The 25570-nt window shown below is 60.0% G+C and carries 27 protein-coding genes and 1 pseudogene; 15 read left to right on the top strand and 13 right to left on the bottom strand.

Annotated features, from left to right (window positions below; translation table 11 throughout):
* Positions 1–46 precede the first annotated feature (46 nt).
* Both FHT87_RS18140 and FHT87_RS18135 read right to left on the bottom strand, forming a co-directional pair.
* Entirely contained in the window at positions 47–970 is a 924-nt protein-coding gene (locus FHT87_RS18140) for a hypothetical protein (RefSeq protein WP_348647680.1), read from the bottom strand.
* 236 nt (positions 971–1206) lie between these two features.
* Complete coding sequence (locus FHT87_RS18135; protein ID WP_183736293.1) at positions 1207–1995, bottom strand: class I SAM-dependent methyltransferase; 789 nt, start codon at positions 1993–1995, stop codon at positions 1207–1209.
* Positions 1996–2109: 114 nt separating this feature from the next.
* Here FHT87_RS18135 and FHT87_RS18130 point away from each other — a divergent pair, with 114 nt between their 5' ends.
* The 4 genes from FHT87_RS18130 (at position 2110) to FHT87_RS18115 (ending at position 6024) form a co-directional block, all read left to right on the top strand.
* The gene (locus FHT87_RS18130; protein ID WP_183736246.1) at positions 2110–3246 is read left to right on the top strand and encodes an ABC transporter substrate-binding protein; all 1137 of its coding nucleotides are present in this window, start codon (positions 2110–2112) and stop codon (positions 3244–3246) included.
* A 5-nt stretch (positions 3247–3251) separates the two neighbouring features.
* The gene (locus tag FHT87_RS18125) at positions 3252–4322 is read left to right on the top strand and encodes an iron ABC transporter permease (protein WP_183803736.1); all 1071 of its coding nucleotides are present in this window, start codon (positions 3252–3254) and stop codon (positions 4320–4322) included.
* Positions 4316–5068: an ABC transporter ATP-binding protein gene (locus FHT87_RS18120; protein ID WP_183736248.1), complete on the top strand. Its 753-nt coding sequence runs from the start codon at positions 4316–4318 to the stop codon at positions 5066–5068. The genes FHT87_RS18125 and FHT87_RS18120 overlap by 7 nt, the downstream gene beginning before the upstream one ends.
* Before the next feature lie 182 nt (positions 5069–5250).
* Positions 5251–6024: a hypothetical protein gene (locus tag FHT87_RS18115; protein ID WP_183803734.1), complete on the top strand. Its 774-nt coding sequence runs from the start codon at positions 5251–5253 to the stop codon at positions 6022–6024.
* A gap of 255 nt (positions 6025–6279) precedes the next feature.
* Here FHT87_RS18115 and FHT87_RS18110 read toward each other — a convergent pair whose 3' ends face one another.
* The 3 genes from FHT87_RS18110 to FHT87_RS18100 all read right to left on the bottom strand — a co-directional run bounded on the left by FHT87_RS18110 (position 6280) and on the right by FHT87_RS18100 (position 8818).
* Positions 6280–6894, bottom strand: a complete 615-nt coding sequence (locus FHT87_RS18110; protein ID WP_183803732.1) for a hypothetical protein — start codon at positions 6892–6894, stop codon at positions 6280–6282.
* An 85-nt stretch (positions 6895–6979) separates the two neighbouring features.
* A complete protein-coding gene (locus FHT87_RS18105; RefSeq protein WP_183803729.1) occupies positions 6980–8293 on the bottom strand; it encodes an epoxide hydrolase in 1314 nt (437 codons plus the stop codon).
* An 84-nt stretch (positions 8294–8377) separates the two neighbouring features.
* Entirely contained in the window at positions 8378–8818 is a 441-nt protein-coding gene (locus FHT87_RS18100) for a VOC family protein (protein ID WP_183803726.1), read from the bottom strand.
* 233 nt (positions 8819–9051) lie between these two features.
* Here FHT87_RS18100 and FHT87_RS18095 point away from each other — a divergent pair, with 233 nt between their 5' ends.
* A complete protein-coding gene (locus FHT87_RS18095; RefSeq protein WP_183803722.1) occupies positions 9052–10002 on the top strand; it encodes an alpha/beta hydrolase in 951 nt (316 codons plus the stop codon).
* Here FHT87_RS18095 and FHT87_RS18090 read toward each other — a convergent pair.
* Complete coding sequence (locus FHT87_RS18090) at positions 9991–10896, bottom strand: LysR family transcriptional regulator (RefSeq protein WP_183803719.1); 906 nt, start codon at positions 10894–10896, stop codon at positions 9991–9993. The two genes, FHT87_RS18095 and FHT87_RS18090, sit on opposite strands and share 12 nt — an antisense overlap.
* A gap of 212 nt (positions 10897–11108) precedes the next feature.
* Between FHT87_RS18090 and FHT87_RS18085 the strand changes: the two genes are divergently transcribed.
* Positions 11109–11849, top strand: coding sequence for a carbon-nitrogen hydrolase family protein (locus tag FHT87_RS18085; protein WP_183803716.1), 741 nt, complete (start codon positions 11109–11111; stop codon positions 11847–11849).
* 18 nt (positions 11850–11867) lie between these two features.
* Here the strand turns inward: FHT87_RS18085 and FHT87_RS31245 are convergent, their stop codons facing one another.
* Together FHT87_RS31245 and FHT87_RS18075 are read right to left on the bottom strand one after the other, a co-directional pair.
* The gene (locus FHT87_RS31245; RefSeq protein ID WP_246699617.1) at positions 11868–12284 is read right to left on the bottom strand and encodes a hypothetical protein; all 417 of its coding nucleotides are present in this window, start codon (positions 12282–12284) and stop codon (positions 11868–11870) included.
* A 27-nt stretch (positions 12285–12311) separates the two neighbouring features.
* Positions 12312–12642: pseudogene (locus FHT87_RS18075) on the bottom strand (phosphotyrosine protein phosphatase).
* Positions 12643–12864: 222 nt separating this feature from the next.
* Here FHT87_RS18075 and FHT87_RS18070 point away from each other — a divergent pair.
* Genes FHT87_RS18070 through FHT87_RS18055 form a run of 4 tightly spaced genes read left to right on the top strand, consistent with a single transcriptional unit; the run spans position 12865 to position 15476 of the window.
* Positions 12865–13179, top strand: a complete 315-nt coding sequence (locus FHT87_RS18070) for a DUF2282 domain-containing protein (protein WP_183736257.1) — start codon at positions 12865–12867, stop codon at positions 13177–13179.
* 42 nt (positions 13180–13221) lie between these two features.
* On the top strand, positions 13222–14142 hold the full coding sequence (locus FHT87_RS18065) for a DUF692 domain-containing protein (RefSeq protein ID WP_183803713.1): 921 nt from the start codon (positions 13222–13224) through the stop codon (positions 14140–14142).
* Positions 14129–14932, top strand: a complete 804-nt coding sequence (locus FHT87_RS18060) for a DNA-binding domain-containing protein (protein ID WP_183803711.1) — start codon at positions 14129–14131, stop codon at positions 14930–14932. The genes FHT87_RS18065 and FHT87_RS18060 overlap by 14 nt, the downstream gene beginning before the upstream one ends.
* Complete coding sequence (locus tag FHT87_RS18055; protein WP_183803709.1) at positions 14925–15476, top strand: DoxX family protein; 552 nt, start codon at positions 14925–14927, stop codon at positions 15474–15476. The genes FHT87_RS18060 and FHT87_RS18055 overlap by 8 nt, the downstream gene beginning before the upstream one ends.
* Positions 15477–15503: 27 nt before the next feature.
* Here FHT87_RS18055 and FHT87_RS18050 read toward each other — a convergent pair whose 3' ends face one another.
* The 3 genes from FHT87_RS18050 to FHT87_RS18040 form a co-directional block, all read right to left on the bottom strand.
* A complete protein-coding gene (locus FHT87_RS18050; RefSeq protein WP_183803706.1) occupies positions 15504–16073 on the bottom strand; it encodes a PIN domain-containing protein in 570 nt (189 codons plus the stop codon).
* A complete protein-coding gene (locus tag FHT87_RS18045; protein ID WP_210277861.1) occupies positions 16070–16759 on the bottom strand; it encodes a hypothetical protein in 690 nt (229 codons plus the stop codon). The genes FHT87_RS18050 and FHT87_RS18045 overlap by 4 nt, the downstream gene beginning before the upstream one ends.
* A gap of 139 nt (positions 16760–16898) precedes the next feature.
* Positions 16899–20489 carry a DNA methyltransferase gene (locus tag FHT87_RS18040; RefSeq protein ID WP_183803703.1) on the bottom strand — a complete coding sequence of 1197 codons (3591 nt, stop codon included), beginning with the start codon at positions 20487–20489 and terminating at the stop codon, positions 16899–16901.
* A 411-nt stretch (positions 20490–20900) separates the two neighbouring features.
* Between FHT87_RS18040 and FHT87_RS18035 the strand changes: the two genes are divergently transcribed.
* On the top strand, positions 20901–21467 hold the full coding sequence (locus FHT87_RS18035; protein WP_183803700.1) for a sigma-70 family RNA polymerase sigma factor: 567 nt from the start codon (positions 20901–20903) through the stop codon (positions 21465–21467).
* Positions 21454–22089: a DUF1109 domain-containing protein gene (locus FHT87_RS18030; RefSeq protein WP_183736262.1), complete on the top strand. Its 636-nt coding sequence runs from the start codon at positions 21454–21456 to the stop codon at positions 22087–22089. The genes FHT87_RS18035 and FHT87_RS18030 overlap by 14 nt, the downstream gene beginning before the upstream one ends.
* Before the next feature lie 253 nt (positions 22090–22342).
* On the opposite strand, the gene FHT87_RS18025 is transcribed toward FHT87_RS18030, so the two are convergent.
* Positions 22343–22573, bottom strand: coding sequence for a hypothetical protein (locus FHT87_RS18025; protein ID WP_007817645.1), 231 nt, complete (start codon positions 22571–22573; stop codon positions 22343–22345).
* A gap of 135 nt (positions 22574–22708) precedes the next feature.
* Positions 22709–22939: a hypothetical protein gene (locus tag FHT87_RS18020; RefSeq protein ID WP_246698262.1), complete on the bottom strand. Its 231-nt coding sequence runs from the start codon at positions 22937–22939 to the stop codon at positions 22709–22711.
* 190 nt (positions 22940–23129) lie between these two features.
* On the opposite strand from FHT87_RS18020, the gene FHT87_RS18015 reads away from it, so the two are divergent.
* The 3 genes from FHT87_RS18015 (at position 23130) to FHT87_RS18005 (ending at position 25473) form a co-directional block, all read left to right on the top strand.
* A complete protein-coding gene (locus FHT87_RS18015) occupies positions 23130–23330 on the top strand; it encodes a hypothetical protein (RefSeq protein ID WP_183736263.1) in 201 nt (66 codons plus the stop codon).
* A gap of 630 nt (positions 23331–23960) precedes the next feature.
* Positions 23961–24224 (top strand): DUF982 domain-containing protein, encoded by a 264-nt coding sequence (locus tag FHT87_RS18010; RefSeq protein ID WP_183736264.1) that lies wholly within the window; start codon positions 23961–23963, stop codon positions 24222–24224.
* 112 nt (positions 24225–24336) lie between these two features.
* Positions 24337–25473, top strand: a complete 1137-nt coding sequence (locus tag FHT87_RS18005; RefSeq protein WP_183736265.1) for a hypothetical protein — start codon at positions 24337–24339, stop codon at positions 25471–25473.
* The last annotated feature ends 97 nt before the right edge of the window (positions 25474–25570 follow it).

Below are 25570 nucleotides of genomic sequence, written 5' to 3'. Positions count from 1 at the left end.
GGGTGGCAGCGGGCAGTAATTGCGCCCACACCGGAAGCTTAATCCCCTATTGCTCGCCAATCGGCTCGGGTACATGACAACAGGCCCATTCGAACGCTTCGTCGATGGCCGCAAACTTGACCGCCTGCCAATATCGATAGTCGCGGATCAGCTCTGCCCCAAGCCAGAAATCACCGCGCTCACTGGAGAGGTCCCATCCACAAGCCTCAAGCAACTGAGCGCGATCGAAAAGGCGCCGCGCGTGGGTTCGAGAGATGGCGTAGCGCTTGAAGAATTCTCCGATGCGCAAAGGGCCAATAGGCATGCGCGGCTCCAGTTCCTTTTCCGGAGGTAAACGAGACATCAGGTCGTGCAGGATGTTGCTTCCGGAAGCCGTTCGGACGAAAGCGTCCACCGTCTGCGGAGGGCTGGTCCAGTCTGGATCGTGAAAGAGGCTCTGGGACATTCTCGGCTGCGCATACCAGAGCAGGCGCCGATCGGCAGATGATCGTGAGAATCGCGTCCCCTGATCGAGCATGTCGAGTGATTTCAAATGCTCGTCGAACCATTCGCGGATCAAGGCTTCGGCAGGTTCGGAAATTCTGAGCTGGCGAACGCGCCGGTCCCCGTTGTCATGGGTATCAACCAGGAGACCGTAGTTGCGCATCTCCGCGAGATGCGCAAACGCCGTGTTCTTGGAAGCAACGTCACTCTCAGCGATGAGGGCGTTCAGTTTGGCGGCCGTAAGGCCCGGATGAGACGGCGACGTGACACGCTGAAAATGAAAAGCCAGAATTGATTGCGTCAGCAACCATCGTTTCATATCTGCGGTGTAGCGGACGATACGAGGCGCGGCATCGTGCATGGCAATGAGCTTCAGCGCAGCATCCCTCAAGGCGAACGCATAAAGGCGATTTTCCACAATGGCTTCGACGGTCAAAACGTCAGCCGCGTCAGTGGCGGAGCGCATTGCGGTTGATATGGAAGTCACGGAGATCTCTCCAGGCAAGGTTGAATTGGGCAAGCGACGGCCTGAGCGACCGACAGCTTGCCCTCGTGGCGCTGGCTACGCCCCTTGCGCGCTCGCAGGCTTGCGTGTTCACGCACACTTTCCTTGCACGCAGGGCATATCGACATCGCCAGCGTCTTCCGCCAGCAGTCGGCCATCTCCTGCTGCACTATGTCCCTTAAGATAAAATTGCAACGGGCCGAAAGCCCCGCAAAAACCTAAGCCAGCGGCTTCGTCGCACAGATCGCGAAACGGTCCTGCACCATGCGCTCCAGTCCGCGCAGGAAGGGCATCTTGCGCGCCTGCGCCCAGTGGATATCCGAAAGCTTGCGGTCAACGACGATATTGTCGAAGCCTGCCTGGCGCAGCAATTCGACGATCGCCTCGGCCGGCATCTTGTCGGGGAAATAGACGCGCGAGCGGATGGCCTGATGGCGGGCCATCATCTCGGGCTTCATGTGGCTCGCTGGCGCCTTGCCGGTCAGCTTCGTCCAGAGCTTCTGCAGCCCTTTCACCCAGGTCTCCTTGCCCATGTTGCCGTCGACGATCAGCACCTTGCCGCCAGGCTTCAGCACGGAAAACCATTCGCGGAAGGCCGAGGGCGGATCGACCAGCGTCCAGACGAGGTGCCGGTTGGTGATCACGTCATAGCTGCCCTTGGCCTCCATGGTGTTTTCCGCGTCGCCCGAGATGAAGCGGATATCGGTGCCGCGCTTCTTCGCCTTGGCGCGCGCCTGCGCCAGCATCGCATCCGACCAGTCGAGCCCGGTCACCTTGAAGCCTGCCCCATGCATGAGATGGGAAATGACCGCCGTGCCGCAGGCCAGGTCGAGCGCCGCCCGCCCCTGCCCCTCGCCGAGATGCTTGCGGATCAGCCGCTGCCAGCCTTTTCGCTCGGCTTCGGAAAAGATTTCGTGGCCGACACTCTCGTCGAACGTCGCTGCGCGTTCCGACCAGAAGTCCCGGATTTCATCGCGAATGGAGTAATTCGTGTTCATCGTATTCATCATCTTCACCCAGCGCCGAACGTACTTTGGAAAAGCTCTAAAACATAAAACTTGATTCCAAAAGTCAATTTTTCTATGCCTCAGGAAATAGCCGAGTACGGGGAGAGTTTCCAGATGAATTTTATGAAATTGCTTGCACTATCAGCAGTTGCAGTTGCGGCGCTGTTGCCGTTCTCGGTCTTTGCCGACCCTTTCACCATCAAGGATGTGGCCGGCCGCGAGGTCACATTCGACAAGCCGGTCGAGCGTGTCATTCTCGGCGAAGGCCGGATGCTCTATGCCGTCGCCCCGATCGAGAGGGACGATCCCTTCGCCAAGATCGTCGGCTGGCGCAACGATCTCTGGACGACGGACAAGGATGGCTTCAACGCCTATGTCGAGAAATTCCCCAAGGGCAAGGACCTGCCCTTCCTCGGCAACCTGACGGACGGCACGCTGCAGACCGAGACGGTCGTGGCGCTTCACCCTGATCTCATGCTGCTGCCGATCGGCAACAAGAAGGCCGCCGACGAGGTGAAGCTCGAGGATATGCTCAGCAAGATCGGCGTGAAGATCGTCTATATCGATTTCCGCGAACACATCCTCGCCAATACCGAGCCGAGCCTAGAGATACTCGGCAAGCTTTTCGGCCATGAAGACCGCGCCGAAGCTCTCGCCGCCTACTGGAAGCAGCAGATGGCGCGCGTCACCGACAAGCTGAAGGAAGCCAACCCCAAGAAGCCAAACGTCTTCATGTATCGCGCCGCCGGCCTCGTCGAGTGCTGCGGCACCTTTGGCCCCGACAATTTCGGCCTGATGGTGGATTGGGCCGGTGGCCACAATCTCGGCTCCGATTTCCTGCCCGGCTATACCGGCTCGATCAATGCCGAGCAGGTCGTCGCCTCCAATCCTGACGTCGTCGTCGTGACAGGCTCGAACTGGAGCCAGACCAAGGACGCCAAGGATTTCGTCAATGTCGGCCCGGCCGCTGCCGGCACGATCGACGACAGCCGCAAGGCGCTGGATGCGCTGATGCAGAACCCCGCCTTTACCGGCTCCAAGGCGGTTGCCGATGGCAATGTCCACGCGATCTGGCACCAGTTCTACACGAGCCCCTACCAGTTCGTCGCCGTGCAGCAGTTGGCCAAGTGGTTCCACCCGGACCTCTTTGCCGATCTCGATCCGGATGCGACCTTCAAGGAATTCCATGAGAAATTCCTGCCCGTCGCCTATCAGCCCGGTTACTGGGTCGACGCCAAGGCCGGAAAGTAAGCGCCATGGCAGAGATCGCCGCCATGCCGATCGAAGCCGAAGCAGGCAGGGCGCGTTATCGCGCCCTCGCCCGCCGCAAGCTGATGATCCTCTTTGCCATGACGGCAGCGCTCTGCCTGTCCTTCGCCATCGATCTCGCCTGGGGGCCGGCCCGTTATGGCCTTGATGAGGTCGTGGCCGCCCTCCTCGATCCCGACTCCGTCTCGGCGCAGATCCGCGCCGTCGTCTGGGATATCCGCATGCCGGTCGCCATCATGGCGATCGTCGTCGGCGCCTCGCTCTCGGTCGCCGGCGCCCAGATGCAGACGATCCTTGCCAATCCGCTCGCAAGCCCCTTCACCCTAGGCATTTCGGCCGCCGCAAGCTTCGGCGCAGCTCTCGCCATCGTTACCAGCGTGCCGATCCTGCCGGTTGCGGCAGGCCTGCTCGTGCCGGTCAATGCCTTCATCATGGCGCTGGTCGCAACCCTCTTCATCCATTTCATCTCGCAGGCGCGCGGCGTCTCGGTGCAAACAGTCGTGCTGCTCGGCATCGCACTCGTCTTCACCTTCAACGCGGCTCTCGCCTTCCTGCAATATCTCGCCTCCGAACAGGCGCTCTCGGCCGTCGTCTTCTGGACCATGGGCAGCCTCACCAAGGCCACCTGGCCGAAGATCTGGATCACGCTTGCCGTGCTGCTCTTTGCACTTCCGCTCTTTGCCCGCCATGCCTGGGCGCTGACGGCCATCCGCCTCGGCGAGGACAAGGCGGCAAGCTTCGGCGTCAATGTGCGCCGCATCCGTCTGGAGACGATGCTGGTCATCTCGCTGCTGGCGGCCGTTCCCGTCAGCTTCGTCGGCACGATCGGCTTCGTCGGCCTCGTCGGCCCGCATATCGCCCGTATGATCCTCGGCGAAGACCAGCGCTTCTTCCTGCCGGGCTCGGTCCTCTCGGGCGCGCTGCTGCTGTCGGTTACCTCGATCGTCTCCAAGTCGATCATTCCGGGCGTCGTCTTCCCGATCGGCATCATCACGGCGCTCGTCGGCGTACCCTTCTTCTTCTCGCTCATCCTCTCGAACAGGAGCCGCTCATGGTAGCGCTTCAGCTGCAGTCGGTCGGCGCCTATCACGGCCGCAAGCTTTTCGTGGAAAACGTGACGACGCCGAAAATGACGGCTGGCGAACTCGTCGCCGTCATCGGTCCCAATGCCGCCGGCAAATCCACGCTCTTCAAGCGCATCACCGGCCTCCTGAAAGGCCCGGGAAACGTGCTGGTCGAAGGCGCGAAGACGAAGAATGCCATCAGCTACATGCCGCAGGATACCTCAGCCAACGCGGTGCTGACGGTCTATGAATCGATCCTGCTCGCCCGGAAGCAGGGCCAGTCCTGGGCCGTCAGCGATCAGGATCTCAGACTGATCGACGACATCATGAAGGCGCTGAACATCGAGGCGATCGCCTTCCGCGATCTCGGCGCTCTCTCCGGCGGCCAGCGCCAGCTCGTCTCCATCGCCCAGGCACTGGTGCGCGAGCCGGAGATCATGCTGATGGACGAGCCGACCAGCGCCCTCGATCTTCACCGCCAGGTGGAAGTCTTGGATTTCATGCAGCGTCAGGCCCGCAAGCGCGGCATGATCGTGCTGATCGCCATCCATGATCTGAACCAGGCGCTGCGCTTCGCAGACAAGGTGCTGATCATCCAGAACGGCCGCATGCGCGCCTGCGGCGAGCCGCGCGATGTGGTCACCGTCGATATGCTGCGCGAGGTCTACAAGATCCACGCCCGCATCGAGAAATGCTCCAGGGATCATGACCACGTCATCGTCGATGGCACGGCGCATTAAGGTGTTCCCAAGACCCTGAAGTGAGCGAAAAATATAGTTTTGTTCGAATTTAATTGTGATTGAAGCTTTCAACTAGACTAAAACTGGCAGCCACTCTTTCATTCAAGTCGCACCAGGCTCGGGCATTCAAGCGACTGATTAGCTTATGAAGGCCGCCGGTGCGCAATTCGTTTGGGGAGCTTATGTCATTTAAGAGAGTGCCATGGAGTGTGGCTGCGGGATTGGTCGCAGCGCTGATTGGAACGCCGACGCTCGCGGTCGACACTGTAAAGCTACAGTCGATTCGCTCATCCCTGTCTTTGGAGGAAATAGTCGCATTTGCAGTGTCGAAATCGACAGCGCCGATTCTCGACATCGACAAAACAATCGAGATGAACATCGTCATCAATGCGAAGGGTATGGAGAGGGGCGATATTCAAGCTTTGCAGCTCGAGTTTTTGCGCGTGTTTTTTGGGCTGATGGCTTACGCAGACGTGCGTCTCAATTTCAATGCCAGCCAATCGATAGATTATTCAGCTGGAGCGCCATATGCCCCTTTCGGTGATCAGAACCGGCCCTCAAACACCCAGACCTTCGAAGTGTTCGTTGATCGTGATGCGCTCAAGCTGGCAAAATTGGGCCTGATAGCAGTGCACGATATAGACACGCTTCGAAGCAAACCGGACACATTGGAATGCTATCATGAGCGCCGAAAAGGATACCCGGCTATTAACGTAGTGGTCGACCGCGATATTAATCCGGTAGGCTGCCTGTACACAGTTCTGCTGCAGTCGATCGGAATTGAGGGACCTTTCGGCGGGGTTGCAGCAACACATCGCGCCGGGGACGTTCCCGGCTTCAGACGCAATGCCGAAATGGCGGCAGCATATGCTATTCATGAGTGTCGATCTCTCATCGGTAAAAAAGATCAGCTTGAAAGATGCCTTAGGGGAGTTCTTGAAGATGGGAAATTGTGACCGTCACCTTAGACCCGACAATCAAAGTTGGCGTCCCAGCAGCCAGTCGGATTCAGTTCGATCACCGGCGATTTCGGTGAGGAATACCGGCTCACCTATGTAAGGCTGAGCAATCCAATACGAGCCTTATCGCCGCGTTAGGTTTTCAAATAATCCAATGCTTGAATAAAAGACCGAAAGCGGCGGAAGTGATTCCGTTTTCTCTTCCGCCGCATTAAGAGCGCGCAGGAAATCCGGCGCGCCTGTTTCAGACACTTACCGGCCGCGCGGGATCGTCTGGCCCTGCTTCATCGCATCAATATCCTGAGCCTGACGAAGCTCGCGCTCGGCGTCTTCGTTGGATTCGTCGACCGTGCGGTGGTGCCCGGTCGGCAGAATATCGTCACGCAGTTCCGGATCGAGCAGCGGCTCCTCGTGAGCACGAGCCTTGTATTGCGATGCTGCCAAAGCTTCGTTCGACTTGCTGATATCCCAGCCCTCCGCCCGCCAGAGATCGGCACGCTCGTCCATGTCGATGGAGCCTTCATCGTCGAGAATGTCATGCGCGATACCGTAGGTCGCGTCGTCAACCTCGACGGAGATCAGAAAGCCGCCCCGGCGCAGGCCTTCGGCATAAACCGAACGGTCCTCATCCGGAAACAGCCAATCCCCCAGCTTCGACCAGAAACCGCCACGGTCGTCGCCGGCAACGCCGGCCTTGTCACTATCCGCTTCATATCCCGGCATCATTCTGACGGTGGTGATGCCCAAATTCTTCAGCCGGTCGATCGCGCTCTCGGCGTCATGACGGCTGTCGAAGAAAGCCGTCAGCGTGCTGCGGCCCTCGCCGCCTGAGAATTCGGGGGCGCTGTCATTATGGAGATTGCTCATTGGGATTCCTCCTCGGTGTCTTTCCTTTCCGCAAACGGGCGAAGAAGCTGGAGGTTCCGCACCTGACTGCGGAAATGCGACGTCCTCAGGAGCGCAATGTCCTGAACGCCGCACGAACCTCCCGGGCAAAGAGTTCCGGCTCCTCCCAGGCCGCGAAATGGCCGCCTTTTTCGGCGGTATTGTAGTAGATCAGCTGCGGATAGGCTCTATCGAGCCAGTGCCGCGGCGGCCGGTAAACCTCGCCGGGAAAGATCGTCACGGCGACCGGAACCTTGACCGGTCCCAGCTTGGTGCCTCCAGCCACATTCTCCCAATAGATGCGCCCGCTCGACGGCCCGGTATTGGTCAGCCAGTAAAGCGTGATGTTGTCGAGAATGGCCTGCCTGCCGAGCGCCTGTTCCGGGTCTCCGCGGGTAAACACCCAGTCGGCGATCTTGTCGTAGAGCCAGGCCGCCAGCCCGACGGGGGAATCCGCCAGACCGTAGCCGATCGTTTCCGGCCGCGTTCCCATGATCGCCGCATAGCCGAAGCCGTTGTTGAGGAAATCCCGCGCCTCCTTGAAGATGATCTTTTCTTCCGGCGACAGGTTCTCGGGCGCGGGCGCACCGCTCATCAGCGCCTGAGCTGCATCCGGCGGAAAGGTCGTGGCGCGTTCGACCCGGTTGACGTGAATGGCAAGCAGGCCTTTGGGCGCCAGACGCCCCAGCGCATCGCTGATGATCGCGCCCCAGTCACCGCCCTGCGAAACATAGCTCTCATAACCGAGGCGTTTCATCAGCATGTCCCAGGCAGCCGCGATGCGCTGCGGGTTCCAGCCCAGTTCCGTGGGCTTGCCGGAAAAACCGAAGCCGGGGATCGAGGGGATGACCAGATGAAAGGCATCCTCTGCCGTGCCACCATGCGCCGTCGGATCGGTCAGCGGACCGATGACGCCAAGCAGCTCGAACACCGATCCCGGCCAGCCATGCGTCATGATCAGCGGCAAGGCATCCTCATGGCGGGAGCGCACATGGATGAAATGGATATCCACCCCGTCTATCTCGGTCACGAATTGCGGAAAGGCATTCAGTCTCTCCTCCGCCTTGCGCCAGTCGTAGGAGGACTGCCAGTCCGCCACCAGCGCCTTCAGCCGCTCCGGCGGCACACCCTGCGATCGGTCGGCCACGGTCTCTCCATCAGGCCAGCGCGTTGATGCAAGCCGGCGGTGCAGATCGGCAAGCGTCGCCTCGGGGATGTTGGCTCTGAACGGGCGTATCTCGCCGCCGAGTGCGGTAATATCGACAGGGTCCGCCGCAGCCGCAGCCGACGGAAGCATCGTCGCCAGCCCGGCCGCCGCGCCGGCCAATAACAGCGAGCGCCGCGACATCTGCGGTCTCTGGATCGATTGCCTAGAGGTCATCACATGCATCCTTTCCATCGGAAGGTTCGCAGGCGCATTTCAGGCGCTGAGCATTATGCGACTGAAATGCCTGCGAAGCGATCATCAGGTCTCGTCCGGCCCGGCGCGGTAAACCAGAAACTTGTTGCCCTCCGGGTCGCGGAAATAGGCGCAGTAAGGCCCCTCGCCATTCTCCCCGCGCGGCCCCGGCGCTCCCTCGTCAGAGCCGCCGGCCGACAATGCGGTTGCATGGGCCTCGCGCACCTGAGCGCGGGAGCGTGCCTCGAAGGCCACCATGCCGCCATTGCCGACATTGGCCGGCCGGCCGTCGAAGGGCTTTATCACGCCGAATTCCAGCGTGCGCTCGCCGTAATAGACCGCTCGGCCGGGCTGGACCAGAAAACGGCCGATGCCGAAGACGGCCATGAGCCTGTCGTAGAATTCAGCCGCAGCCTCGAGATTGTTGGTGCCGACGGTCGAATGTCCCGGCAGGCCGCGCACTCTTTGAGGCTCGGCGGCTTTCAGATTTACGGTCATGTCGTTCATGTCCCATCGTCCTTTCATAGGGGGACGCGGGCCGTTCGCTGGCACCGCTGTTGGTGATGATGTACGGCGCGGCACGATCGGCCGGTACTGAGGGAAAGTGAGAGGCAGACTCTCATGACTGCGCTCTACCGGCGGCAGGCGCGATGCACGATCCTTGTCATCGAAAATTCACCCCGATCGCGGCCCTGAGCCTCCACAGCGAGCACGGCCGCCGGAGAGGAAGGACAACGGACATGCTGACATCCTCACTTGGATCATTGCTCATAGCCGCTGCAATCACGGGCACGACACTTACCCCCGCAAGCGCCGGCACACCTGAAGCCGCAAAGCCTGAAATCGGCACCATCGCCATTGGCGGCGATATCACTCTGCGGCGGCTCGTCGTGCACAATTCGGCGTCGAAAGGCACCGTACTTTTCCTGCACGGCTTTCCCGAAACCTCGGTCGTCTGGCGCGACATCGCAGCTGCACTCGGCGACGAATTCGAAGTGCATGCCTTCGACTGGCCGGGATACGGCCTTTCATCGCGGCCCTCGGTCGAAATCTTCTCCTATTCTCCGCGTGATTATGCCGGCGTGCTGAAGGCCTATATCGACAAGGCCGGCATCGACCGATCGAAACTGACGATCTATGCCGCCGATATCGGCGCCCTGCCCGCCCTGCTCCTGGCCCTCGACGAGCCGGATATCGCACAGCGCATCATCGTCGGCGACTTCGCCCCCTTCAACCGGCCGGCCTATATGCATGAGCGCCTGCAGAACCTGAAGACCGAGCCGGCTGCTTCCAGGACCCGCACCGTCATGAACCAGACGAGCGACGAAATCCTTCAAAACGTCTACAGGCGCGGCCTGCCTGACGATAAGCAGTTCGATCTCGCCGCCGGCGTGAAAGAAGACATGGTCCGCGGCTGGAGCCACGGCCCCCTCACTTCCGCCGATGCCTTCTACCATTATTATGCGGCATTCACACGGGATCAGGATGTGCTCGAAGCGAACCTCGGCAGACTCCGGACACCGGTGAAGGTGATCTGGGGCGAAAAGGACATCTATATCGACAGCAGGATGGGCGCGGAGTTTGCCGAAAGAACCGGCGCGACATTCGAGATCCTGCCCGGCATCGGCCACTATCCGCATCTGCAGGCGCCGGAACAGGTGGTCGCGGAAGTCCGCGCCCTACCCGATTGAGCAATAGCTCCGACAGGCTTCCCGCAGCCGCGGCAACGTCCAATCGATGAAGGAGCGCACCTTGAGCGCCAGAAAGCCCTGGCGCGGATAGACGATATGGATCGGCTGCGGCGCACCGGCATAGTCGTCGAGGATCGGCACGAGAGAACCGGAGGCGAGTTCACCGGGGATCTGATAATCGAAAAGCCTGGCAATACCGGCTCCGCCCACAGCGGCGGCAACGCAGTTCGCCGCCGTATTGACCTCGATGCGATGGCGCGGCACCACCTCCACCGGCCGGCCATCGATATCGAAGGTCCAGAAGAAGGTCCTGCTGTTGAAGATGATCCCGTCATGATCGGGCAGTTCGCCCGGATGCTGCGGGCATCCGCACCGTGACAGATAATCCGGGCTCGCGCAGGTCAGCAGCCGGAATTCGGCAACCTTGACGGCATAGAGCGAACTATCCGCCAGCGCGCCCAGCCGGATGGCAATATCCACCTGCTCGCCGACGAGATGAACGGTGCGATCGAGCGACAAGAGGTTCAGCGAAACCTCCGGATGCTCCACCAGAAAGCCGAGCGCGATCGGCAGCACATAGCGGTTGCCGAATTCCACCGGCATGGTGATCGTCAGCACTCCCCGCGGCCGCTGATATTCGCCGGAAGCGCGGCGCTCCGCCTCCTCCATATCGGCAATGATCTTGCGCGCCGCCTCCACATAATCGCGCCCGGCATCGGTGAGCTGCAGCTTCCGGCTGGTGCGAATGACGAGACTGGCGCCGAGCAGCCGCTCCAGCTCGGCCACCTTGCGGCTGACGCTCGGCAGCGGCGCATTCAACCGCTTGCTGCCCGCCGACAAACTGCCGGCATCGACAACGGCAAGCAACACGCGCATGGCATCCAGCCGATCCATCAGTGGCCTTCATCCCGCCTTCCCCGCGGGAAATCTTAAACCTTCGAAACTCCGACCGATAGATGGGTCCTTATCCATCACGGTCAGCTCATCCGCTCCGCCCGACGCCGCGGAAACGATCTCCTCGACCTCGGCATGGGAAGTGGCGATCGTGGTGGACGGATGCTCGCCTGCTCGGATACGGATAATTCCGAGAGCAACCGGAACCCCGAATGAAAACCGTCCGCATCGCTGCCGCCCAGACCTTGGAATATCGCGAAAATATCGAGGCCGCACTGACATGCGCGCTCGACATGATCCGTCAGGCCGAAGCCGAGGGCGCGCGGCTCCTCTGCTTTCCAGAGGGCTTTCTGCAGGGCTATCTGACGGAACCGGAAGCGGCGCGGCGCGCCGCGATGGGTCTCGCATCGCCGACGTTCAAAGCCGTGACGAACCGTCTTGCCGCTGCCGGCTCCATGATCGTGATGGGCATGATCGAGTCCGAAGGTGAAGACCTGTTCAACACCGCCGTCGTCATTCATAAGGGCGAAGTGATCGGCCGATATCGCAAGGCGCATCTGCTCAAGGGAGAAAGGTTTTTCCGGCCCGGCACCGAGACGCCCATCTTCACAATCGATGGCCTGCGCTTCGGCATCAACATCTGCTACGACACCGGTTTCCCCGAGGCCGCTCGCAAGGTCGCACGCGCAGGCGCATCTCTTCTCGTCTGCTGCGCCAACAACATGATGCCGCGCGCCAATGCCGAAAAATTCCGGCACGTGCACAACGCCGCCAGAGGCGAACGCTGCCGGGAAACCGGCCTGTGGCTCATCTCCGCCGACGTGACGGGGAAACGCGAGGGACGCATTTCCTGGGGACCGACGGCGGTGTTGAATCCTGCAGGCGAAGTGGAAGCGCAACTCCCACTCGAATCCCCCGGTCTGTTGATTTTTGATATAGCCTCCGAGCAGTAGTCGCCGCCAAAGAAGCGATCACGCATGCCCATTCACATCGGCAACAATCGCAAATTCAGGTTTCGCCGGTGTCACGACATCCATGCAGGTCGCACCGGTGACAAAGCGGTAATGTGAGGGCGCGCCATATATGCAGACTGACGCCTTCCAAATCTCGGACTGCGACCTGTCGAACACAGCACCTTCAATCCGATAGGCGAAGTGTTCCCGAACGAGGCCTTCATTGTCACTATCCTCGTTTTCGGTACTCAATGGCATTTCATCCAGCAGCCGGACGATGCAATTACGGTCGAATGAGACCCTCAGCAAATGTTCGGAATCACCGGGGATGAGGAAATCAGCTTCGATGCCATCCGCCCGCCACCGGAAAGAATGAAGGTCACTGGCGCTGGCTTGTAAATCGATGCCAATCTCAAGCGGAATATACTTTGCCACCGAATGCTCCCCGCCAACTCTGCTGGTTCACAGATATTTAGGAACCTTACGTTCCAATAGGCTGACCAGCATCGGATCCATGAACTCGTAATCATCGAATGTCGAGGCAGATAATGCGCTCGCCGTTCAGCGACTTGCGGAACTTGCAGGTGATTTTGCTGCGATGCGCCTTCTCCATCACGAAGATGATGTCGGCCCACTCCACCTGTTCGGCATCGAGCGGATTGCAGGCATCGTTGTTTGTTCCCACCGACGACACTTCGATGTCGTCGCGCGCAGAAAACACCTGCTCGGCGGTCGGGCTTCGCAGCTTTTTCCGAATGCACACGAACGGCACGTATCGGGATTTGATCGACATTCGGGCCTGATCGCGCATTGATATGGAACGGATGATCGCGTCAACATAGGCGCCAACCTTGCGCCCGGCAAAGCGAATCCATTGCGGAGCCGCCACTTCCGCGCTCCCCAAGCCCCATCACGCTTTCGTTACCACAACGCCTGTAACAACCCGCGATCCCGTTGCGAATACCCCGACGTGCCCCGCCGAAAACAGGGGCGTTACGAGCAACGGAGACTATCAATGTTGAAGACTTCCATCAGCACCGCCCTTCTTGCCGGCGCAATCACGTCAGCTCTTGCCACGATGGCGAGTGCCTCCCCGCTGACCAAGGCCGAGGCCGATGCTGCCGTCGCCGCTCACAAGGAGAAATGCTACGGCGTTGCCCTGAAGGGCCAGAACGATTGCGCTGCCGGTCCGGGCACCACCTGCCAAGGCACCTCCGTCAAGGACTTCCAGGGCAATGCGTGGAAATTCGTCCAAGGCGGCACCTGCGCCTCCCTTGATCTGCCGGGCGGCCGTCATGGCTCGCTGAAGCCGCTGACGCGCGACATCTAAGCCGCCGGAATCAGACGAAGATCGAGGAAAGCGGAGGCGAAAATGGCAAACGCCGATAGGGCGACCAACCTTCCCATGGAGACGGAAAGCACCCTCCGCTTTCCGACATATCAGGTGACCGGCCTAGCCGGCACCAGTTTCAAGCCGGAGCATCTGGCAGCGATTGCAGCCGTATCAGGCCCGCAGGGTTTCTTCGAAGTCCATGCCGAAAACTATATGGGCGCCGGCGGCCCGCCGCATCGCGCGCTTGAACGCCTACGCCGCGACCACCCGATTTCGCTCCATGGCGTCTGCATGTCGCTCGGCGGCCCGCAGCCGCTCGACCGCGAGCATCTCCAGCGTTTCAAGAACCTCGTCGACCGCTACGAGCCGGCGCTGGTATCGGAACATCTCGCCTGGTCGACGCATGTCGATACCTATCTGAACGATCTCCTGCCGCTGCCCTATACCAGCGCGACGCTGACGCATGTCTGCGACCATATCGACCAGATGCAGAATGCCATCGGCCGCCCGATCCTTCTCGAAAATCCCTCCACCTATGTGCTGTTTTCGGAATCCTCCATGGGCGAAACGGATTTCATCCGCGAGATTTCAAAGCGCACCGGCTGCGGCCTGCTGCTCGACATAAACAACGTCTTCGTCTCCGCTACCAATCACGGTTTCTCGACGCTGGAATATCTGCGCGATTTTCCGCTGGCGAAAGTCGGCGAGATCCACCTCGCCGGTCATGCCGAACAGGAGGATGACGAAGGTGAGCTGCTTTTGATCGACAGCCATGACGGCCCGGTCGCCGATGCCGTCTGGCAGCTCTACGAGATCGTCATTGCCAGATGCGGGCCGATCCCGACCCTGATCGAATGGGACAGCAAGATCCCCGACTGGCCGGTGCTGCGTGCCGAGGCGCTGGCCGCGCAGGCGATCCTCGACCGGCATGCAAGAGAGGCCTCCCATGCGCTCGGCTGACATTCTGCCGATGCGGCGGGCGGCACCTGACTTCGCCGGCCAATTCTCAGCCGCGCTGCTCTCCCCCGATGCCCCCGCCCCTGATCTGGTGACCGGCCCGCGCGGCAAGCGCGCGGAGAAGCGCTACAATGTCTACCGCAACAATGTGACCGTCAGCCTGATTGCTGCGCTCGCCTCGATCTTCCCGGCGGTCGAGCGCATTACGGGCACGGATTTCTTCCGCGCCATGGCCCGCTTCCATGTGCGCGAAACGCCGCCCGCCTCGCCGCTCCTCTTCGAATACGGCCGCGACTTCGCCGATTTCATCGATCGTTACGAATATGCTCAGGATATGCCCTGGCTCTCGGATGTGGCGCGTATCGAGCGTGCCTGGCTGGACGCCTATCACGCCGCCGATGCGCCGGCGCTCAGGGCCGAAGCGCTCGCCGCCATACCGCCGGAAGAACTTGATGGCGTGACCTTCCAGCCGCATCCGGCAACGCGGGTGATTTCATCGGCCCATCCGGCCGTCACCATCTTCGCCATGAACCGTGGCTCAGGTCCGGTCAGCCGCGTCGACGATCACCCCGAAGACGGGCTGATCACCCGTCTCGACGACGAGGTCACCGTGCGCCTCCTGCCGCCAGGCGGTGCGGCTTTCTTCAACGTCCTTCTATCGGGCGAATGCCTCGCCGCCGCGGTCACAGCCGGCCTCGACGCTCATCCCGCCTTCGATCTCTCCGCCGCCATCGGCGAGATGATCGCATCAGGCGCCTTTTCCGCTATCGAACTGGAGATTTCCAATGTCTGATATGCTTCACTCCCGGCCTCACAATAGGCCCCACAACGAACCTCGCAACGGCTCTCTCTCCCCGCTCGCGAGGCTGGTGGCGACGGCTGACGGACTTGTCCGCACCGTCGCCCAACCCGATCTCGTCCAGGCTGTCCTCCGTGTGGCGCTCGCCGTCCCCTTCTGGCGCTCCGGCATCCTGAAATGGGATGGCTTCCTGCAGCTGAACGATACGGCGATCGATCTCTTCACGCAGGAATTCATGCTGCATCTGCCAGGCGGCCCTTATCCCTTCCCCGCGCCCGCCGTCATGGCCTTCCTGTCAGGCTGCGGCGAGATCATCTTCCCAACGCTTCTAGTGTTCGGCCTCGCCACCCGCTTTGCCGGCCTCGGCCTGCTCTTCATGACGCTGGTGGTGGAGCTTACCGTTCCCGATGGCTGGCCCATCCACATTACCTGGGCGGCGATGGCGCTCGCCATCATGCGCTACGGGCCGGGCCGCCTGTCGCTCGATCATCTGATTGGGAAGCTCGCAGGCGCTCTAAGAAAAATACGTGTTTTATGAGGTCTCCAGTTTGAGCGAAGCAGTCGTTTAAAATCGTCCGAAATCAGGATGATCGGTGATGTTTCCATCCTCATCATCTGTTTCGAAAAGGAAAGACTGCTGATCGTCGTCCGGCGGCAAGGACAAGTCCTCAATGCCGAAGACCTCAAATTTCGAGCCAGCCAGCTTCTTGATGTGCCCGTCGTCCGAATAGATGACCGTCGCACCCTCGATAGCAGCTATGGCGACAATCTGATCATCGAACTTGGCTTTCGCCTTCGACGGCGCTTCGGATTTCGCCCCGTTCCTGCGACGCTCAACCTGCATGGCGGCGTATTCGACCGCCGCGCGTTCATCGAAAGGCGAAATGCGGAAGTGCTTGCTTCTTTTGATGATCGACAGACGTTCCGGCGCTCCGTCCTGCGCCCTCACAAGGCTTTCTGCGAGTGAGGGTGTGGGAATGATGATCTTCGTCTTTTCCCGCTGCAGGGTCGCAATCAGATATTCGACCCGCTCCCGGCAACGCTCCACCGGCTGGCCGGTGGTCTTGCTGGTCGGCGCATTGGCGTTTTCGTCAAAGAGGTAAACGAGGATATTGGCGTCGAAGGCAACAATCAATTCGCGTCTCCGCCACCATGACGATCTTCCAGCAGAGCGCGAATAGGATCGGGAACCTCGTTCCAAGTGCTTCCTTTGATCTTCCGCAGGGAGGCAACCACATCTTCCAGCGGCTCGTCGCCCAGGACCTCAAAATCGGTAATCTTGAAGCTCTTCAGCACCCAACCGCCATCGGTCTCCCGATACCATGTCCCGCTGCCGTAAACGCGCAATGTTGGGCCGAGGAGATACTGTGCGATCTTCCGCGCGAGGTCGGCCGTGACGTTGAGACCGCTATGGATGACAGCACCATCGCGCAGGTGGACAGGGATGGTTTCGTCCTTGCCGCCGACGCGAATAACCTGTCCTTCAAGGCTGCCTTCCTGCCGGATCGGGCCGAAGACCAGAGGTTCCGGTCGAGTACGGCCGGGAAACGGCAGAATGACAGCGCCATCTTTCCCGCTGAGCCCACCGGTCGCGTTGTCCTTGCGCAGCATCTCATCGAGCTCGTCAAACGCCCTGAGCGCATCCTTCGGTGCGCTACCCCGTTGAAGGCTCCGTACCCTGTCCCGCACTTTCGGCTGCGCCGGCTCGTCCACGGCGGCGACAAGGATCGCGGAACCCGTCTCGACAGCCTGAAAATGAACATTAACGGTTTCACCAAGCAAACGTGCATACGCCGCCATGTACTCCGCAAGCCTGTCCATCGGCAGCGTTTCCGGCGTGTAGCTGTTTTCTATGTGAAACCTGTATTCGCTCATTCCAGTTATGCCTCATGCTGATCGGCGCAACTTCCGACTGATCAGATGACTACCATTGATAGCTCTTTAGACCAACGATACATCTTCATCGTGGCAAGAAATAGCGCCGCTGGCCGTCGATTTCGCCCGTGCGCGCCACGCCAGTCGCCACCAGCGTTTCCAGAACCTCCGCGACACGATCTCTGCGCTTTGCCGTGTTCCTGCCGTCGAATACGCCAGCGATAGCGTCGGGAAGCGCCGGAGCCGGAGCCCTGGCGAGGAGATCGCGCACCAGCCTGATCTGTTCCAGTCCATCGGGCGGCCATTTTAGGCGCTCCGCCATGTCGGGCACCTCGACATCGAGCGTGCCGACATATTCGTCTTCCATCTTCGGCGCTTTCACGCCCAGCTTCGGTATTTGATAATCTGGCCGTAGCCAGCGGACCAGTCCGCGCTTTTCCTCCGCTACTCGTTCACGGTTGAGCGCAACGAGCCTTGTCAGCAATTCTTCTTCGGCTTGCACCTGTGTTTTCGCTTTATACGACGATGACAGGGTAGCGCCTGGCTTGCCGACCAAATCGGGGATCAGGTCTTCCCAGCCATAGGCGATGAGCACGGCGCGGTCGATGTCGTCGTGTATCTCCTTCAGGACAGAGATGAGACCGGCCTGATGCGCATCACGCTCGACATCCGTTAGGGGTGGCGCCTTACTGCCATTCTCCAGTTCTCGTAATCGCTCAAGCGCGTTGTAGAGGCCAGTTACAGTCAGGAAGGAATGTTCGTCCAAGCGTTGCTTGCGGAATGTGTCCAGACGTTCACCCAGTTCGCATAAGCGCTCTCGTTGAGCGAACAACGGTTCGGAGGGCAGCAGGGTCGGATTGACCGCAGGCGGGAAGGGAAATGCGTCAAAGCACACGCTGTTGTAAACTGGTGTATTTGCTTTACCGGCTCGCCCTCCCATAGCAACCGAGAATTTTTCATGCGGACGTGAGTTTAGAACTGAATAGATGGAAAAATCGTCCGAGGCTACAACTCTTAGCTTTTGATCTGGCAACACTTCTTTTGGTAAAGATACAAAATATCTTCTTGGAGAATTTTCCAAAGTGGCGAAGTAATAATTAATTCCAGATATCGCCTCCCTAAGATCAGAACGGTTTGCCTCAAAGCGCCACCATTCCTTCCGAAGTCGGGGATTTCGCTCCTTAGCTCTATGGGGGAATACGGCTTCCAGTAAATATTGATAGGTGCGAGGGAACTGATCCCTTATCTCTCCCTCATCTAAACGGTTGATGTCCAAAATCCGCATAAGTTGACGATTTTGACCTATGGTGTCACCGTTGGCAAAAAGGCGGGTTTCGTAGTCGAGATTTTCATTCCCCGAGACGATAAATCCCCGGCCATACGGTTTGACCCCTGCGCTTCCGAGGGTAGAATTTGAAACTAGCTTTTCAAGTCGCACATTTCCCAGCTCATATTTGAGACTTGGAGGTATAAAATCGACATTCTCGATTCGAGATAACTTTACATACTCATCGTCGCTATAGCGCTTCCGTGTTGTTTGATCGGCATCGGGCGTTAGAACTATTCTTTTTTGTTTATCTTTTTCCGCGTTTGCAGTGATCATGCAGATCCGCACGGACGCAGAGCCTGCGTCATCTGGCCATTTGTGATCTGGCACCACAAAGTAGATTGTTTTCCCGCTCACCTTGAGGGCTGACGAAAAGATTGCATTGTTTTGTTGTAGTCGGAGCCGTGCTGTGGAAACTAGCCCAACGGCACGTGCAGTTCGGTGGCGCTCCAGCGCCTGCCACCAAAAATACATTACCAAGTCGACATTCTTTGGTACCTTTGGAAAGGCACGCGCCAAAGCTGCTACATAACCGTCTCCAAGTTCCATCCGTAGCTCTCGGGCAGAAATGAAGGGTGGATTGCCGACGATGAACTCGACCTCCGGCCATGGCGCGCGCTTCGGGTTCACATAGGTATAGAGCGGCACCTGCGCATCGGGGTCGGGAATTTCCTCGCCTGTGACTGGATGCAGCTTCGTCGTCACGCCATCCCAGCGCGATAACGGCCTGCCGCTCGCGTCTCTCTGCAGCTCCTCTCGGTCATAGGCAATCACCGCGTCCTGTTGTTTGATCGTGCCATAGGCATGCAGGATCGGCTCTGTGATCGAGGCGAGGCCTGCGGTTTTGAGCTGCCATTTCAAATAGCCGATCCATAGCACGAGGTCCGCGATGGGCACGGCGCGGGGGTTCAGTTCCAGTCCATAGAACTGACGCGGGTTGACCGTCTCACCCTCCATCGCGAAACGCGCCTGATCCTCGCCGAGATCGTCCAACGCCTCCAGAACCTCGCCTTCGAGACGCTTCATCAATTCGAGGCTGACATAGAGGAAGTTACCGGTGCCGCAGGCCGGGTCCAGTACCCGCGTCGTGCAGAGTTTGTGATGATACGCCTTGACCGCTGCAAGCGCCCCGGCGTTGTCGCCCTTGTCCCTCAGCTCCTTCACCTGCCCCTGAACCAGTTCCCAGTCTGCGCGCAACGGCTCGATGATGGTGGGCACGACAAGGCGCTCGACATAAGCGCGGGGTGTATAATGTGCGCCGAGCTTTGACCGTTCTCGTGCGTTAAGCGCCCTTTCGAGCAGCGTGCCGAAGATGGCAGGCTCGACATCCGACCAGTCCTTGCCCGCCGCGACCCAAAGCTCGTTGATGTCGTCGCGGTCGAGCGGCAGGGCGGAACGCTTCTTGAACAGCGAGCCATTGAATTTCTTCAAAGTGGCGTTGAGGTGCGGAGCGTAGCCGCCGCCGTCCATCACGGTCCACAGGCTTTCGAGCGCCGGCACGAAATTGTTCGGCGTGTCTTTCATCTGCCCGAGCAGCTTCTGAAATCCCTTTTGTGGAATGAGCTTCACATCCTCGGCAAACATGGTGAACAGGCAGCGCATCAGGAATTCTGCCACATCCTTCGCGTCGTGCTTTCCTTCCAGCCGCTTGGCAATCTTCGCCAGCCGCTCCGCAATGTCGCGCGTGACTTCTGCCGATATGCGGGTCGGATCGAGGGACAGCGGATCGGTCCAGATCGCCCGGAGCCGTGCCTGCATCTTCTCGCCACGAAGATCGTCCATGCCGATGCGGTAGGATTGCCGGTCGGGGAAATGGGCATAGTTTTTCCCTTGCCCGGAAAAGTCGGCATAGACCTCGATGACGTGACCGACATCGACGACGAGCAGGAACGGCGGATATCCATGCTCGACCGGAAGAGCGCGAGCATAGTCTTCAGCCTGCTTGCGCGCGGCGAGCATCACTTGGTCCCAGCCACGTGTGCCGCGCTTCGCCTGACCGGGCTTCCGTTGGCCGGCATCCTCCGGAATCAGCACCATCTGCTCCGGATCGATTTTGGCGGACGTGCGCTTACCGGACTGCTTGGCTTCGAGGATGAAGCAGCCGCGCTTGTAGCAGTCTATCCTGCCTGCCGTCCGCGAACCGTCAGCATGCTTGAAATCGACACGACGTTCGAAAACGTAGTCGTTCAGTTCGTTCCGCTCCTGCGCCATTTGAGGACGAGGAAGACCGAGGGCCTCGCAAAGTCCGATGACGAAGAGCTGATAGTTCGCAAGCTCGGATCCGCCGGAAGAACCACTGGCCAAGATAAGTTCTTCAATTTTCTGGTGATCAACAAAGCTCGTGGTCACAAAAATCGCTCGGATAATTTCTTAACAGTTTTCGCCATCAATGTCCGACGAATGACTTCATATTTCGTTAACGGTATCGTTGGGATGGTGGGCCGGATCTGGCGCAATCAGGGCCTAGATAGTTTGAACTTTTACCCCAGTGCGAAATTATTCACAACTGAGGGATTTGTAAAATGGTTGGCGCAGTAGTAGCGCATCTCATTAAGAACGCCCCGCAGTCCGCACCGACACAAACACCCGCCCGGCCCCTTATCGCGCCGGGCGGCTTTTGCGCTTTGTTGCCGCACTACTCTTGCCGTTTGCCCGCCGATGCGCTCAATAGGCGCCGGCCTTGCCTCACGTGCCGCGTCATCAAATTTCTCAGGATGACGGTAACAAACACGTGGACCCGTGCGTAGAGGATAGTGGCGGATGAAACATTCGGTCCGTGAAGAGGAATGGGCGGCCTGGATGCGCGCGGCAATCGCCGGCGATATCAAGGCCTATGACCGGTTCCTGAAGGCCGTGACACCCTATCTCCGGTCGATTGCGCGCAGGCGCTGCGACCAGTTCGGTGCCCCGCCGAGCGAGGTTGAGGACGTGGTGCAGGAAGTTCTGCTGGCAGTTCACCTGAAGCGCGGGACCTGGGATATCTCCCGGCCGATCGGCCCATGGCTATCGACCATCGTGCGCAACAAGCTGATCGACAGCCTGCGCCGCCGCGGCCGCCATGTCAGCGTGCCGATCGAGGATATGATGGAGACGCTGGAAGCCGACCACCACGAGGATGGCGCCGATCGCGTCGATGTCGACCGCATGCTGGAAGGCCTGCGCGACCCGCAGCGGGAAATCGTCCGGTCCATCTCGCTCGCCGGCGCCGGCATCCGCGAAACGGCCGAGAGACTACAGATGACGGAAGGCGCCGTGCGGGTGGCGTTGCACAGGGCGCTCAAGGGATTGGCGGCCCTCTATCGGAGCAATACGCGTGAAAACGAATGACCTGATCAACCTGCTGGCAAAGGATGCACGCGTTCGCATCCGCTTCGGCCGTGTCTTCCTGATCGCGCTGGCCATCGGCGTGGTGATATCAGCCGCGCTGCTGCTCTCGACCCTCGGTATCCGTAGGAATATGGCGGATATGATCGAGACGCCGCGCGTCCTCTTCAAGCTCGGCTTCACCCTGCTGCTCGCCGTCACCGCCACCCGCCTCGCCTTCCGCATCGGCAAGCCAGGCGTCTCGCTGCAATCTGCCGCCCTGATGCTCGTCCTGCCGCTTGCCGTTCTCATCATCGGCATCGTCACCGAGCTCTTCGTCGTGCCGCAGACGGCCTGGGCAAGCAGCATGGAGGGCCGGTTCCCCGCCTTCTGCCTGTTCTTCGTGCCGACGCTGTCAATCGCTCCGCTAGCCGCCATCCTCTACTCGGTCCGGCAAGGCGCCCCGGAAAATCCGGGCACGGCCGGCGCCGTCGCAGGCCTTGCTGCCGGCGGCATCGCAGCCGCCATCTACGCCTGGCATTGCCCCGACGACAGCCCGCTGTTTCTGGCGGCATGGTATTCGATCGGCATATTGGTCGCGACCGCAGCCGGTTTCCTCCTGGGCCGAAAAATCCTCCGCTGGTGACGGCGGCGGCTTCCTTCAGGACGCGCCAGACGTCGATATCGACATCGGCCGATCAGGCGGGACAGCAGCGAAAATACGCATCGGCCGCCGGGAACTTTCGGCCCCGATCTCAGTCTGACATGCGGAGCGTACGGTGCGCTTCCCTCAACAAAATCATGCACCACACGGCGCGTCGTGCGATCCAGCCTGTTATTTCCCAATAATTCGGCCCGCTTCGGCGGGCCTCTTTGTGCCCCGGTAACCGCATCGGCTGTTATCGCGTCCGCTTTCCCGTCAGCGCCTGCCAGGCGAGCCGCAGCGTATCGAGGCGGGAGCGAATGCGCTCCTGTTGCGGGATGGCCAGCCGGTTGCGAAAATCGGCAAGTGCCTGGGCTTCGAGCCTGCTTCCGAGTTTTTCCGGCAGATGCGGCACGGGTGCGCCGGTCAGCCGGTCGATGACAGTCCAGTCGTCGTCGTTGCGGCGCTCGATATCGTAGCGGTTCATGATGGTCAGGATATCTCTAAATTAGGGATGCGGATGACAAGAAGAGCGGCTTTCCGATCCACATGCAATCGACAAAATGTGAGCGAGCGTCAGGAAAATACGCACATGGTCAAAATTGCGTTGCCAAGCCTGATCTTAGGCACTCAGTTTCGTCGCTCTCACCCTGTCGAACCGCTTGCGGACCTTTGCCGGCCTGGCCTTCAGTTCGGCCTCGGCATAGTTGAGATCCAGGAAAGGCATGGGCCGGGCATTGATCTCGCCGATCTTGGCCCCGAGCGCGGCAAGACCCATCACGATCTCGTCGAACATCCTTGCGTCGTCATGCCTGGCTTCCACATGCATGGTTTCCCATTGCGTGGCTTCCATGTGGCCCTCCTCCACTGCGGTTACCTCGGCCGCTACGGTAGCATTCGATAAAATGGCAGACCAATCCCACATTGGAGCTAACCCGAATGAACCTCATTTACCGTCTTTTCGCCATCGCCGCGACATGCATTGATAGCAATACGGGTCTAAGATGCAGCAAGCATCGGAAACCAGTCACGGGAGGATAACCATGCACGAGATGACACCATCGGAAATGCTGAGAGACCCGATGATCCGCCAGATGCTTCGCGCCGACAGGATCAGCCTGGCGTCTTTTGAGGCGCTTCTCGACGCTGCCGCCCGTCGGCACGCCCGTTCCGCAAGCGACGGCACCTTTGCGGCGTCGAAGATGCCGGACAGCTGGAGTGTTTATGCTGCGGCCAATATCTGATCGAACGCTTTTTCCAGATGCCCGTCCGACTCCGGGCACCCCTGAGGCCCGCTCCCAAGTGAGCGGGTCCTTTTTGTTTGCGAGGGCGCAGCATTGTGGCGATGAAGGCGGCAGGCCCTCATGCACGCCTGCCGCCTCCCACCTCCGAGCGTCCGCCGCCCAGCGCTCAAGGAGGGAGGGCCACGATACCCCGGTATTGTGGCCTTTGGGGCAGCTGGTCTGGAAGATATTCCCGGTGTCATCGGCCGGTCACATCACCCATCTGGAGGAGCCCGATCGCTTTCAGGCGCATGTCGTTGAAAGCGTTGGGAGGAGATAGAACCGCACCTGTGGATAAGCTGTGGAAACATTGTGGATCGAAGGTCGCCTTGAGGCGCAGTTTGGCGTCAGCCGTTGCCATTTCGTTCCAAATGCGGTCTTCTAATCGCACCTGCCGTCGGCCTCCGCCGCAACTGACGCCGACGCAGCCACAGGGCGCTCCGACATGAGGTCGTAGAGCGCCCTTTCTTTTTAACGTGGCAGACATGTCACGCGCTCGAGATTCACGCATTCCGCAATTCCGAATTTCATAATTCACGCGTATAGTGTGTTTGAGGGTCTCAATCTCCGTGCCTTGAGGGGTCGAGGACAATGAGCTGGAACACGTCATCGGCATTTGCGCCGGTCGGGCTGGTTTTGCGCGGTCGGGAGACGCACACCGTCGTGCGTACGCTCGGCGATGCCGCATATCTCCTGATCCGGGACTGGCCTTTCGATGATGGCGAGGAATATATGATCGCCGTCAAAGCCTGCATCGACGCCATCTGTGGAGAAGTCGCTCCTGAGCAATTCCGGGAGGCATTTTTGCGCGCCGCCGACGAGGCAGGCATTGCCGCGCTGACCATCGTTCATTGATGGGGGGCGTCCATTGAGGCCAAAGCCATAGACTGCATTGATTTTCTCGGTAAAACCGTCATCTGCTGGCGGCGGCGCGATGACGCGCGCCGGCTCTGACATCCGAGAGGCAATGAAGACAGCAGCAATAACAGGCACAATCGCCTGCATCGCCTTCGCCGCGGCCGCAGTTGCGCAGTCGAATCTCGATGCCTCCCCCGTCCAGCCGGACTACGTGGCCGTCACGCAGGCGCTCGACAAGAACGGCAAGCCGGTCGATCCGACCGTCACCATTACCCATCACGACGGCATGTTTCTGAGCGAGACCCTGCGCGACGGCACGAAAAGCATCGGCTTCGGACCGGCCAGCAACGATCCCGTTCTGCGCTGGAGCAGGCAGGCGGATGGTCAGATCACGTTCCTGGAACTTCTCCTTCGCGATCGAAAACCGGACGCCGCGAAAACAGAAACGCCCCAGCCACTCGCAGAGGTTTCTACCGTTGCCGGGGAACGCTGCAGATGGCGCGAAACGGCGAGCAAATCGCCCTCGCCCGGGACATTCATCGCACGAGAGCAGACTTGCGTCACCGACGACGGCATCGTCATCGAAACAAGGCTGCTCGCTCCCAATGACGTGCCGATCTATCACACCCGCCTCACCAGCCTCGACCGCCGCGCCATCGCCCCCGCGGAGATTGACCCGCCATCGGAAATCCTGACAGCGGAATTCTGGCTCAGACCGATCCGCAGCCATAATGCCGATCCTTCCCAGCCCGATTTCGACATTACGCTGGAGACCGTCAGCGGCTCGACGATCCGCTTGTTGCGGCATTATCCCTGGCACTACCGGGAACAGCGGGACGGAGGCGGCTCCGTCAGCATCAAGATCTGGAACAGGCTCGAAGCGCAGGGCATCTCCTACCGGCAGGCAGGCGGCCATCGCAGGCTCACGGCCGCGCGTCCGACAGACGATGGCTCTGCCTCTTTCAAATTCGATGAGACAACCGGAAAGATCTCGCTCGGCAAGGCCGAAGCCGTCCTCGGCGAGAGCTGCGAATGGTTTGATCTGATGCCGGGAGTTCAGGACGCCGGAAACAGGGAGTGCCTCACACGCGACGGGCTGCCGCTCAAGCTGGATATCAGCGGAATGAATTTGGCCCTCCCCTACACCGCCACATCATTCCGCCGTCGCGCCGTCGCTCTCTCGGAGATGCGCTTGCCAGCCGAAGCCTTTTCGCTGGACGAATGGGGATTGCCCGCGGTGCGGTGAGGTAGGTTGCCTCTTTTGGGTTTTGCCGTGGGATACCCCCTCTGTCCTGCCGGACATCTCCCCCACAAGGAGGGAGATGTCCGGCAGGTGTCCGACC

This window comes from Rhizobium sp. BK316, from assembly GCF_014193695.1.
Classification (GTDB): Bacteria; Pseudomonadota; Alphaproteobacteria; order Rhizobiales; family Rhizobiaceae; genus Rhizobium.
The sequence above is the reverse complement of the archived record's forward strand: the minus strand, read 5'-3'. Positions and strand labels throughout refer to the sequence as shown.

Excerpts from the sequence above, each read along its gene's own strand:
- FHT87_RS18135 (WP_183736293.1), bottom strand. The coding sequence starts at position 1,995 with ATGAATACGATGAACACGAATTACTCCATTCGCGATGAAATCCGGGAC.
- FHT87_RS18130 (WP_183736246.1), top strand. The coding sequence starts at position 2,110 with ATGAATTTTATGAAATTGCTTGCACTATCAGCAGTTGCAGTTGCGGCG.
- FHT87_RS18125 (WP_183803736.1), top strand. The coding sequence starts at position 3,252 with ATGGCAGAGATCGCCGCCATGCCGATCGAAGCCGAAGCAGGCAGGGCG.
- FHT87_RS18120 (WP_183736248.1), top strand. The coding sequence starts at position 4,316 with ATGGTAGCGCTTCAGCTGCAGTCGGTCGGCGCCTATCACGGCCGCAAG.
- FHT87_RS18115 (WP_183803734.1), top strand. The coding sequence starts at position 5,251 with ATGTCATTTAAGAGAGTGCCATGGAGTGTGGCTGCGGGATTGGTCGCA.
- FHT87_RS18110 (WP_183803732.1), bottom strand. The coding sequence starts at position 6,894 with ATGAGCAATCTCCATAATGACAGCGCCCCCGAATTCTCAGGCGGCGAG.
- FHT87_RS18105 (WP_183803729.1), bottom strand. The coding sequence starts at position 8,293 with ATGACCTCTAGGCAATCGATCCAGAGACCGCAGATGTCGCGGCGCTCG.
- FHT87_RS18100 (WP_183803726.1), bottom strand. The coding sequence starts at position 8,818 with ATGAACGACATGACCGTAAATCTGAAAGCCGCCGAGCCTCAAAGAGTG.
- FHT87_RS18095 (WP_183803722.1), top strand. The coding sequence starts at position 9,052 with ATGCTGACATCCTCACTTGGATCATTGCTCATAGCCGCTGCAATCACG.
- FHT87_RS18090 (WP_183803719.1), bottom strand. The coding sequence starts at position 10,896 with ATGGATCGGCTGGATGCCATGCGCGTGTTGCTTGCCGTTGTCGATGCC.
- FHT87_RS18085 (WP_183803716.1), top strand. The coding sequence starts at position 11,109 with ATGAAAACCGTCCGCATCGCTGCCGCCCAGACCTTGGAATATCGCGAA.
- FHT87_RS18070 (WP_183736257.1), top strand. The coding sequence starts at position 12,865 with ATGTTGAAGACTTCCATCAGCACCGCCCTTCTTGCCGGCGCAATCACG.
- FHT87_RS18065 (WP_183803713.1), top strand. The coding sequence starts at position 13,222 with ATGGCAAACGCCGATAGGGCGACCAACCTTCCCATGGAGACGGAAAGC.
- FHT87_RS18060 (WP_183803711.1), top strand. The coding sequence starts at position 14,129 with ATGCGCTCGGCTGACATTCTGCCGATGCGGCGGGCGGCACCTGACTTC.
- FHT87_RS18055 (WP_183803709.1), top strand. The coding sequence starts at position 14,925 with ATGTCTGATATGCTTCACTCCCGGCCTCACAATAGGCCCCACAACGAA.
- FHT87_RS18045 (WP_210277861.1), bottom strand. The coding sequence starts at position 16,759 with ATGGACAGGCTTGCGGAGTACATGGCGGCGTATGCACGTTTGCTTGGT.
- FHT87_RS18035 (WP_183803700.1), top strand. The coding sequence starts at position 20,901 with ATGAAACATTCGGTCCGTGAAGAGGAATGGGCGGCCTGGATGCGCGCG.
- FHT87_RS18025 (WP_007817645.1), bottom strand. The coding sequence starts at position 22,573 with ATGAACCGCTACGATATCGAGCGCCGCAACGACGACGACTGGACTGTC.
- FHT87_RS18020 (WP_246698262.1), bottom strand. The coding sequence starts at position 22,939 with ATGGAAGCCACGCAATGGGAAACCATGCATGTGGAAGCCAGGCATGAC.
- FHT87_RS18015 (WP_183736263.1), top strand. The coding sequence starts at position 23,130 with ATGCACGAGATGACACCATCGGAAATGCTGAGAGACCCGATGATCCGC.
- FHT87_RS18010 (WP_183736264.1), top strand. The coding sequence starts at position 23,961 with ATGAGCTGGAACACGTCATCGGCATTTGCGCCGGTCGGGCTGGTTTTG.
- FHT87_RS18005 (WP_183736265.1), top strand. The coding sequence starts at position 24,337 with ATGAAGACAGCAGCAATAACAGGCACAATCGCCTGCATCGCCTTCGCC.